The following is a 10,000-nucleotide window of genomic DNA, read 5'->3' as shown; positions in this document are numbered from 1 at the left end:
GCTGGCACTGATGTACGGTGGTCATTGGTTAACTCAAACCCTGATGGACTACACCGAAAAGCTATATCAAAGCATTCCAACGGTTGTCAGTTGATGGAATATCCACTGCAGCAATTACTTCAGGTTATTGCTGACTTCATGCTGCCTTTTGCCCGCGTATCGGCAATGATGTTTATTATGGTAGCTTTTGGTGCCAAGAATATACCGACCCGGGTTAAGGCGGCTTTTTGTGCCGCTTTTATCGTCATGATTATGCCTGTAGTCCCGCCGGTCAAAGACGTTAATCTGATGTCGCTAAATCTGGTGGTGCAAATGATCCAGCAAATAGTGATAGGGTTAGCTATCGGTTTTATTTCACAGATTTTTGTCCAGGCTTTTGTCACGGCCGGACAAATACTTGCGACTCAAACAGGTTTAGGTTTTGCAGCTATGGCTGATCCAGCCAATGGGGTCTCAGTGCCGGCTATAGGCCAGTTTTATCTGATCCTGGCCACTTTATTGTTTCTGGTGTATGACGGTCACCTGATCATGTTTCAAATGGTGGTGTTCAGTTTCGAATCCTTGCCTATTGATGGCCAATGGCTGGATGTGAACAAATACTGGCAAGTTGCTGAGTTTGGCAGTTGGATTATAGCCACGGCGCTGGCTATCACTCTTGCCCCTGTTACGGCTATGTTGGTGGTCAATATTGCCTTTGGTGTGTTAACCCGGACTGCGCCGCAGTTGAATATATTTTCCATTGGTATGCCCATCAGCATGTTGGCGGGTTTATTGATTATGTGGCTTACTATGGACACCTTCTTATTTCATTTTAATCTGAACTGGCAGCATGGTATTGAATACACCTGCAAGTTGATCGGGTGCTAGGAGTAGCTGATGGCGAGCTCAGGTCAGGAAAAAACCGAAGAACCCACCAGTAAAAAGCTGGAAGACACCCGAAAAAAAGGCCAGGTCGCACGTTCCCGTGATCTGGCAACCTTTGCAGTTTTAGTTGGCAGCAGCGCCGGCATTTTAATCTTTGGCAAAGAAATCGCAGGTTCAGTGCTGGAGGTCTGTCGGCGTTTATTATCGCTGGACGAGAAGGACATATTTAACCCTTATTCGATGTTTTCGGTTTGGGGGGACGCCTTAGTTGAACTATTCCCTGGTTTACTTAAGTTCTTTTTGCTGATCATGCTGGCCGCCTATGCTGGCAGCGTATTGATAGGTGGCTACAACTTTACCTGGCAAGCCGTAGGGTTTAAGTGGAGTAAGCTAAGCCCTCTTGCTGGTATAAAGCGTATGTTTGGTCTGCAGGCTATGGTGGAATTGATCAAAAGTATTGCCAAAGTACTGGTCATAGGTGGCTTAACCTTTGCGCTACTTTCCACCTTTTTTGACGACATTATGGCGTTGTCCCTGATGACCAATCCGGAAGATATTTTTGCCTCTGCAGAAATTCTGGCCTGGACCTTCTTTGGGATTTGCTTCAGCGTTATTGTGATAGCAGCAATAGATGCCCCCTATCAAATGTGGAAACACCACAAAGAATTAAAAATGACCTTGCAGGAAGTCAAAGACGAATACAAGAACTCAGAAGGTGATCCGCGGGTGAAAGGCCGCATTCGTAGCTTGCAGTATCAGGCTGCGCGACGTCGAATGATAGCTGCTGTGCCTACGGCCGACGTAGTAGTCACCAACCCGACTCACTTTGCTGTAGCGCTGAAGTATGACCAGGCTAAATTCAGAGCTCCAGTGGTAGTGGCTAAAGGGGCAGATGAAGTGGCGCTTTATATCCGCCGTTTAGCCGAGGAAAACAAAGTGCCTGTGCTTGAATCACCAGCCTTGGCCCGCTCGATTTTTTATACCACTGAGTTGGACCATCCTATACCTGAGCAGTTATTTGCAGCAGTCGCTCAGGTCCTGGCTTACGTTTATCAATTGAACATGTATAAAAAAGGCAAAGGTAAGAGACCTAAATCTCTGGCAAAAGACTTGCCTATTCCTGACGGATTCCGCCATTAATCCGAGTCAACTGAGCTTGGGGTTGTAAGTGCAGTACAGTCAAAATGTGGCGATAAAAATCAGTAAAATAAGCCAAATCATTCAGCGGGCTTTGCCCTTGCTTACTGCTTTTACAGATTTTGCCGGACCAGAAAGCGCTTTGTCATGCGCCAAAGTGAGCTATGGTCAGACAGGGCCGCGCACAGAGGTGCAAGACATGTAGTTGTCTTAGTGCTGCTTTTCCCTGATTCAGGTGAGGATCCTTACTATTTTTATTGGCTTTGGCAAAGACTCGCTTTGTCATATTAGCTTACAGTCGTTTTACAGTTAGTCACTGAGCCTTACTTCATCAGGTGATATTTTCGCCAGATGAACTGAAGCACACCCAATTGCTAGTGAAGACTATCTGTTATCAAACAAAAAAAATTCTGCTGGTCGAAGATTATGACCAAGTGATTGCCTACACCAAAAGTATGTTGGTGTTACTTGGGTTTAGCCAAATTGTAGTGGCCAAAAATGCAGAAGCCGCGTTGCATGCCTGCAGAAAAACTCACTTTGACTTGATCCTCTGTGATTACAATTTAGGCCAGGGCCGAGACGGATATCAGTTGTTCGAAGCTTTAAAAGCGGAATCCTTACTCAAAGCGGATTGCAGCTTTATCGTGGTCAGTGGCGAACGTCACCGTCAGGATGTGTATGGCATGGTTGAATTTCTACCTGACGATTATCTGCTTAAACCTTTTAATTATGCCGGGTTACAACGACGTATTGAGCGGGCTATAGAAGTCAAACAAGCATTATGTCAGCCCTATCAGCTGATTGCCGAAGAAAATTATGCTGATGCGCTGCAAGCATGTGACGTGGCTATTGAGGAGCACCCCAAATACCAAACCTATGTCAGACGGCTGAAAGGCGAGCTTCTGGTGAAATTAGGTCGCTATCATTCAGCTGAACAATTGTATCAGGATGTGTTGTCATTCCGGGAGCTGCCCTGGGCCAGGCTTGGTTTGGCTGTGGCTAAATTTAACTTACAGCAAGAGGCTGAGGCTGAATTGATGCTGGCGGAGCTGAGTCAGCAGGCTGAAACAAAAATAGAAGCCATGGACTGGTTATGTAAACTTTATCTGAAACAGAGTAAGGTTCAAGACGCCTTTGAGATGGTAAGGCAAGTTGCAGAAGCTTCACCGAAAAACTATTTACGTCAGCACAGGCTGGCGAATCTGGCTGTGGTGAATAACCAGCCTGAATTAGCGGTACGAGTTCACGCCCGTCTGCTGGAAGCTGCGCGTTATTCTATTCATGATACAGCAGACAATATGCTGAATTACGCCAGAGCTATGGTGCAAGCTGCTCAGCATCAGACTGAAAGAGAAAAACAGCGCACGCTGGCTAAAGTCTGCTCTTTTATCAAAGATATAAAGAAACGTTTTAGTCCAGACAGTTATATGCAGGATCAGCGTGTGATCGAAGCCAGAATTGATTTGCTCTTGGGACACAAAGACAAAGCAGTAGCCAAGTTACAGCAGAGTGAAGAACTGAGTTTGGGCAAAGCGCCATCCCCGTCAGGCTTGCTGGACAGGGCGCGGGCCTATTTCGAAGCAGGTAATCTGGCAATGAGCGATCACTATATGAAAGAACTCAGCGACAAAGCTCAGGCTACTGAGTGGTATGACACTTCGGTTTTGGTCATGTATCGTGCTGAGCAGGATAAGTACGCCGAAAAGCGGGATCTGATGATCGATAGCAACAATGCTGGCATGGAGGCCTATCGTAAAGGTCATTATTCTGATGCTATCCGTTACTTTTGCGAAGCGCAAAAAGCCATGCCGGCAAATGCTAATATTGCGCTTAATTTACTGCAGGCGATCAGTCAGAAAGGGCGCCTGAATAATGAATTAATTGACTTATCACATCAGTGCATAGATGTGATAGATAAAGCCTCACTGTTCTTTGAACAGCGTCAACGCTATCAATTGGTGAAACAAAACATCCAACAAATCCTATAAAAGTTCCACAGAGGCCTCCAGGTGGAACGCTTTTTGTATAACAGCCTGTAGCGTCAGTAATTTGTCAGGCCTGTTATGTCAATGACCCAAATGTTTTCCCGTATTGATCCAGAAGTACTGTCTTATGCCAAAGGTGTGGGCACTCCTTTACTGATCCTGGCTGCTTTGGCCATGGTGGTGTTACCGCTGCCCCCTTTAATGCTGGATATTTTATTTACTTTTAATATCACTTTGGGTTTAGTGGTGCTGTTAATTACTATCTACACCAGAAAACCTCTGGATTTTGCCATTTTCCCCAGTGTGATCCTCGTCGCTACTATATTGCGGTTGACCTTGAATATCGCCAGTACCAGGGTCATTTTGCTGGAAGGTCACAACGGCCCTGATGCTGCAGGTAAAGTGGTGGAAGCCTTTGGTGAAGTGGTGATAGGCGGCAACTATGCCGTAGGTTTTGTTGTCTTTATTATCCTGATTATTATCAACATGATGGTGGTTACCTCTGGTGCTGCCCGTATTTCTGAAGTCACAGCCCGCTTTACCTTAGATGCCATGCCCGGTAAGCAAATGGCGATAGACGCCGACTTAAATGCCGGTTTTATTGATGCCGAACAGGCCAGGAAACGCCGTGAAGAAATTGGTGAAGAAGCTGATTTTTACGGCTCTATGGACGGTGCGAATAAATTCGTTAAAGGTGACGCGATGGCAGGCATCGTCATCATGGTGATCAATATCATCGGTGGTCTGGTGATTGGGGTGCTACAACATGATTTGCCCTTTATGGAGGCTGTACAGGTATATACCTTGCTGACCATAGGCGATGGCCTGGTTGCACAGATCCCGGGTTTATTACTCTCTGTTGGGACCGCCATTATTGTCACCCGTCAAAACAAAGAAGGTGACTTTGGTACTCAGATGGCAGGGCAGTTCAGTAACTTTAAAGTGCTGGTGATTGCGACTGGTATTTTAGTCATTATGGGTATAGTACCAGGTATGCCGCATGTCGCCTTTTTAAGTCTTGCTGCCATAGTGGGAGGCTCTGCCTATTACTTGTACCGGATTGAGAATCCAACGGCTGAAAAAGCTGCCGCTATTAAAAAGGCAGAAATGACAACACCAGTCGAAGTAGCTCCAGTGAAAGAAATTGGCTGGGATGACGTGCAGCCTGTTGACACTATAGGTTTAGAAGTGGGTTATCGCTTGATCCCTCTGGTGGATAAAGCGCAGGGCGGGGAGTTGTTAACCCGGATTAAAGGGGTGCGTAAGAAACTATCACAGGAGTTGGGCTTTCTTATCCCTGCAGTCCATATTCGCGATAATCTGGATTTAGAGCCTAACACCTACCGTGTCACCATGATGGGTGTGACTTCCGGGGAGTCAGAGCTTCGACATGATAACGAGTTGGCTATTAATCCGGGCCAGGTGTTTGGCACCGTCAAAGGTATAGCCACCAAAGATCCTGCTTTTGGTCTGGAAGCGGTGTGGATAGCCAAAAATCAACGTGAACACGCCCAGACTTTAGGCTACACAGTGGTAGATGCAGCTACAGTAGTTGCCACCCATTTAAGCCAGATTCTGACGAACAATGCAGCCCAGTTGTTGGGGCACGAAGAAGTGCAAAACTTGCTGGATATGCTGGCCAAAACCTCGCCTAAGCTGGTGGATGCCTTAGTACCAGACACCTTGCCTCTGACTGTGGTGGTAAAAGTGCTGCAAAACCTGCTGCATGAAGGTGTGCCGATCCGGGACATGCGAACCATAGTGCAAACGCTGGTTGACTATGGTTCGAAGAGCCAGGATGTTGACGTGTTAACTGCATCTTGCCGTGTCGCATTAAAACGGCTGATTATTCAGGAAGTGGTAGGTAGCGCACCTGAAGTACCGGTGATCACCTTCGCTCCGGACCTGGAACAGATGTTACATCAATCAATGCAATCTGCAGGTAATGATGGCGCAGGTATTGAACCCGGCCTTGCCGAGCGGATTCAGCAGTCGTTAGCGACCGCCTGTCAGAATCAGGAATTAGCGGGTGAACCTGCTGTTTTACTGACATCCGGTATTCTGCGATCAGTTATGGCACGATTCGTGAAATACAGTATTCCAGGATTACGGGTTTTGTCCTACCAAGAGATCCCTGACAACAAACAAATCCGTATTGTCAGTGTGGTAGGCCAGTCGAATTAGGAGTTGAGCTATGAAAATCAAACGCTTTGTTGCTAAAGATATGCGCACTGCACTGACAGAAGTTAAAGAGTTTTTAGGCCCTGATGCCATTATTCTGTCGAATAAAAAAGTGGCTGGTGGTGTCGAAATTGTAGCAGCTATTGACCCGGATGCCGCGCCGCAAAAGGCTCAGCCAGAAGCTCCAGCTGTAGCTCAGCCTGCGGTAGGTAGTCGTTTGAATATCAAAGTCGACGACGAACAGGAACAAGCACCTGCTGATTCTCTGCAAGCTTTGCTCGCCCGTCAAATTAGTAAACAACCTGCAGCTGCTCAGGCTATTTCTGCCAATAAAATGGCGGCAGCAAAAACTGCTGCGGCGACCAGCGCGTTATTTTCGGTTGCAAATTCAGCACCTTCGGAGATGGAACGTCAATCTTCCGGCACGCCAGTGGTGAACCTGAATGAACTGACCCGCTATCAGGAGCAACAGGCCAAGCTGATGCAGAAGCAGTTTGATGCTATGCGCAGTGAAATGACTTCGATGAAACAGCTATTGCAACATCAGGTGTCTGGCTTAATGTGGCAGGAATTGGCACGTCGGGAACCTGTCAGAGCTATGGTGATCGAAAAACTTCTTGCTTTGGGCTTGTCAGAGCCAGTCGCCGATCAAATTGGCTGCTTTATGCCGGAAGATATCAGTGATGCAGAAGCCTGGGACAGCGCGCTGGAACTACTGGCAGGCCAGTTGATCACAACCAATGACGATATTATGCGTCGCGGCGGTATAGTGGCTTTAGTTGGTCCAACTGGCGTAGGGAAAACCACCACAGTGGCGAAGTTGGCTGCTCAGTTCGCTAAACGTCATGGCGCAGATCAGGTCGCCTTGATTACCACAGATTCCTTCCGTATTGGTGCTTATGAGCAATTAGCCACTTTTGGCCGCATTATTGGCTGTCCTGTAAAGCAGGTCAAAGACAGTGAAGAGTTAGCTGTGCTGTTAAATCAGTTACAACAACGTAAATTAATTCTGATCGATACTGCAGGTATGAGCCAGCGCGACGTGCGTCTTGCTGAAAAACTTGCGTCTTTAGTGCATAATTCGCGTGTCAAAATAAAAAGTTATCTGGTATTGTCTGCAACATCTCAAGCTCGCGTGATGCAGGAAACCGTTGAACATTTCAAACGTATTCCATTAGCGGGTTGTATTTTCACCAAACTTGATGAATGCTTAAGTTTGGGTGAAATCATTAACGTGGCAATACAAAATGCGTTACCGGTCAGTTATTTGACCCATGGTCAGCGAGTCCCTGAGGACATTGAAATGGCCGATGCAAAAACAATGGTTGCCAAGGCAGAGCAGTTACGGACCTCTAATAGTAGTACGGGTTATCAGTGGCATACAGACACGGCAGCCCGGATGGAAGGAACCTATGCATAATCTTCCGATGAATGATGATCAAGCCAGTGGCCTGAGACGAATGAAGCAACAACAGCAGCAACAAATGGTAAAAGTCATAGCGGTGACTGGCGGAAAAGGTGGCGTGGGTAAAACTAACGTCACGCTCAATCTGGCAATGTCTATGGCTCAGCTCGGGAAAAAAGTATTGGTGCTGGACGCTGACCTTGGTTTGGCGAACTGTGACGTGATGCTTGGCCTGAGGGTACAGAAAAATTTATTTCATGTGTTATCTGGTGAAGCTGAACTGGATGACATTCTGATTGAGGGGCCTTTTGGTATTAAAATTGTACCAGCGACTTCTGGCACTCAGTCGATGACTGAATTAAAACCTGTGGAACATGCTGGCCTTATTCGAGCCTTTAGCGAAATGCGCACCCGTTTTGATATTTTACTGGTGGACACAGCAGCCGGTATTTCCGACATGGTGTTAAGTTTTTCCCGCGCTTCGCAAGACGTGTTAGTGGTGGTCTGTGATGAACCATCTTCCATTACTGATGCTTACGCTTTGATGAAAATCTTAAGTCGTGAGCATGGTGTGCAGCGCTTTAAAATAGTCGCTAATATGGTACGCAGCTTGAAAGAAGGTCAGGAACTGTTTGCTAAGCTAAGTAGGGTCACAGACAGATTTCTGGATGTGACTTTAGAACTGGTAGCCACTATTCCATTTGATGAAAACGTCAGAAAAGCGGCGCGTAAGCAAAAAGCTTTTGTTGATGCCTTTCCGAAAACTCCGGCTTCTTTGGCTATCCGAACTCTGGCTACCCGAGCAATACAGTGGCCTGTCCCGCCCGTCGCGTCAGGACACCTGGAGTTTTTTCTGGAGCAACTGGTGCAACAACCTGAAGCGAGAGGTCTGGTTTGAATAGCAAACTAGCGGCCTACGGCGCCGCGGATCATCTGACACAAATGGTTGAGCGGCATGCGCCTTTAGTAAAGCGTATTGCCTACCATTTGTTAGCTCGTTTACCCGCTAGCGTATTAGTGGACGATTTAATTCAATCTGGCATGATAGGTCTGATTGAAGCAGCGAAAAATTTTGATGGCAGTAAAGGTGCCAGCTTTGAAACCTTTGCAGGGATTCGCATTCGCGGTTCCATGCTGGATGAAATTCGCCGTGGCGACTGGACTCCTCGCTCAGTGCACCGTAATTCCCGTATGATAGCTGAAGCCATAGCAGAACTTGAATCTGAACTGGGTCGTGATGTAAAAGATAGTGAAGTTGCTGAAAAACTTGATATATCTTTAGATGAGTATCATCATATGCTCAGTGACGCCAGTAGTGGTCGCATTATTGGGATCGAAGATCTGGGCATCTCGGACGATGTGTTAGTCACGGCAAATGATAAAGATGATGATCATTTGTACGAACAACAGGCAACTGATGCATTTCAACAGGCGTTGATAAAAAATATCAGTAGCTTACCGGAACGAGAAGCTATAGTGTTGTCGCTGTATTATAATGACGAACTAAATTTGAAAGAGATTGGTGCTGTGCTGGATGTCAGCGAATCCAGAGTCAGTCAAATTCATAGTCAGGCGCTGGTGCGCTTGCGCTCCAGGATGCAGGATTGGTTGTAATAGTTTGAGTTAGTCCAGCTTGGGCTCTCACCGGAGGGGATTTTGGATAAGAATATGAAAATTCTTGTGGTTGATGATTTCTCAACCATGAGACGCATTATAAAGAACCTGTTAAGAGATCTTGGTTTTACCAATGTGTCTGAGGCGGATGATGGCAGCACAGCATTGCCTATGCTGCAAAACGGTGATTTTGATTTTGTAGTCACAGACTGGAACATGCCTGGAATGCAGGGTATCGACTTGTTACGTGCAATTCGTGCCGACGCCAAGCTGAAGCATATTCCTGTGTTGATGGTGACCGCAGAAGCGAAAAAGGAACAAATTATCGCTGCTGCTCAGGCAGGCGTGAACGGATATATAGTTAAACCTTTTACAGCTGCAACCTTACAGGAAAAACTGGCTAAAGTATTTGAACGCCTGGGTTAAACCGTAACTGACAAAGGAGTACACCATGTCTGTAGCTACGGCACCCTTGATTTCATTAGAGCAGGCCCGTGAACTGGTTCAGTTGCTGGAGTTTGGTGAAACCAACGCAGCGAATGAATTAGTGCAACAGCTGGCTGTACCGGGCTCCTCCGAGTTGTTTGCCGAGGTTGGAAAACTGACCCGGCAATTGCACGACTCGTTGAAAAGCTTCCAAATTGACCCGTCCTTAAGTTCTTTGCTGGAAGATGACATTCCTGATGCAAAAAAACGGCTGAATCACGTTATAGATATGACAGAGCAAGCCGCCAACAAAACTATGGATGCGGTCGAAAACTGCCTTCCTATCGCCGACGAGCTCAACACCCATCTACAATCTATTTTGCCGAAA

9 protein-coding genes are annotated in these 10,000 nt (G+C 46.7%); all 9 read left to right on the top strand.

Annotated elements, in window-relative coordinates:
• The first annotated feature begins 93 nt into the window (after positions 1 to 93).
• Positions 94 to 867, top strand: coding sequence for a flagellar biosynthetic protein FliR (gene fliR / locus LDL40_RS05895; RefSeq protein WP_300994257.1), 774 nt, complete (start codon positions 94 to 96; stop codon positions 865 to 867).
• A gap of 9 nt (positions 868 to 876) precedes the next feature.
• Positions 877 to 2,004 carry a flagellar biosynthesis protein FlhB gene (flhB, locus tag LDL40_RS05890; RefSeq protein ID WP_300994256.1) on the top strand — a complete coding sequence of 376 codons (1,128 nt, stop codon included), beginning with the start codon at positions 877 to 879 and terminating at the stop codon, positions 2,002 to 2,004.
• Positions 2,005 to 2,378: 374 nt separating this feature from the next.
• A complete protein-coding gene (locus LDL40_RS05885; RefSeq protein ID WP_300994259.1) occupies positions 2,379 to 3,989 on the top strand; it encodes a response regulator in 1,611 nt (536 codons plus the stop codon).
• Between the two features lie 75 nt (positions 3,990 to 4,064).
• Positions 4,065 to 6,170, top strand: a complete 2,106-nt coding sequence (flhA, locus tag LDL40_RS05880) for a flagellar biosynthesis protein FlhA (protein WP_300994255.1) — start codon at positions 4,065 to 4,067, stop codon at positions 6,168 to 6,170.
• Between the two features lie 10 nt (positions 6,171 to 6,180).
• Entirely contained in the window at positions 6,181 to 7,587 is a 1,407-nt protein-coding gene (gene flhF, locus LDL40_RS05875) for a flagellar biosynthesis protein FlhF (RefSeq protein ID WP_300994254.1), read from the top strand.
• A 7-nt stretch (positions 7,588 to 7,594) separates the two neighbouring features.
• A complete protein-coding gene (locus LDL40_RS05870; RefSeq protein ID WP_300994258.1) occupies positions 7,595 to 8,470 on the top strand; it encodes a MinD/ParA family protein in 876 nt (291 codons plus the stop codon).
• The gene (locus LDL40_RS05865; protein ID WP_046520365.1) at positions 8,467 to 9,186 is read left to right on the top strand and encodes an RNA polymerase sigma factor FliA; all 720 of its coding nucleotides are present in this window, start codon (positions 8,467 to 8,469) and stop codon (positions 9,184 to 9,186) included. Before LDL40_RS05870 ends, LDL40_RS05865 begins: the two co-directional genes overlap by 4 nt.
• Positions 9,187 to 9,228: 42 nt before the next feature.
• Positions 9,229 to 9,612 (top strand): chemotaxis response regulator CheY, encoded by a 384-nt coding sequence (gene cheY / locus LDL40_RS05860; RefSeq protein ID WP_026349410.1) that lies wholly within the window; start codon positions 9,229 to 9,231, stop codon positions 9,610 to 9,612.
• Positions 9,613 to 9,637: 25 nt separating this feature from the next.
• A partial coding sequence (locus LDL40_RS05855; RefSeq protein WP_300994253.1) for a protein phosphatase CheZ occupies positions 9,638 to 10,000 on the top strand: 363 nt, incomplete at its 3' end.

The organism is Rheinheimera sp. (assembly GCF_020217005.1).
Lineage (GTDB): Bacteria > Pseudomonadota > Gammaproteobacteria > Enterobacterales > Alteromonadaceae > Pararheinheimera.
Note: the sequence above shows the minus strand (reverse complement) of the source record. Positions and strands in the feature narration are given on the sequence as shown.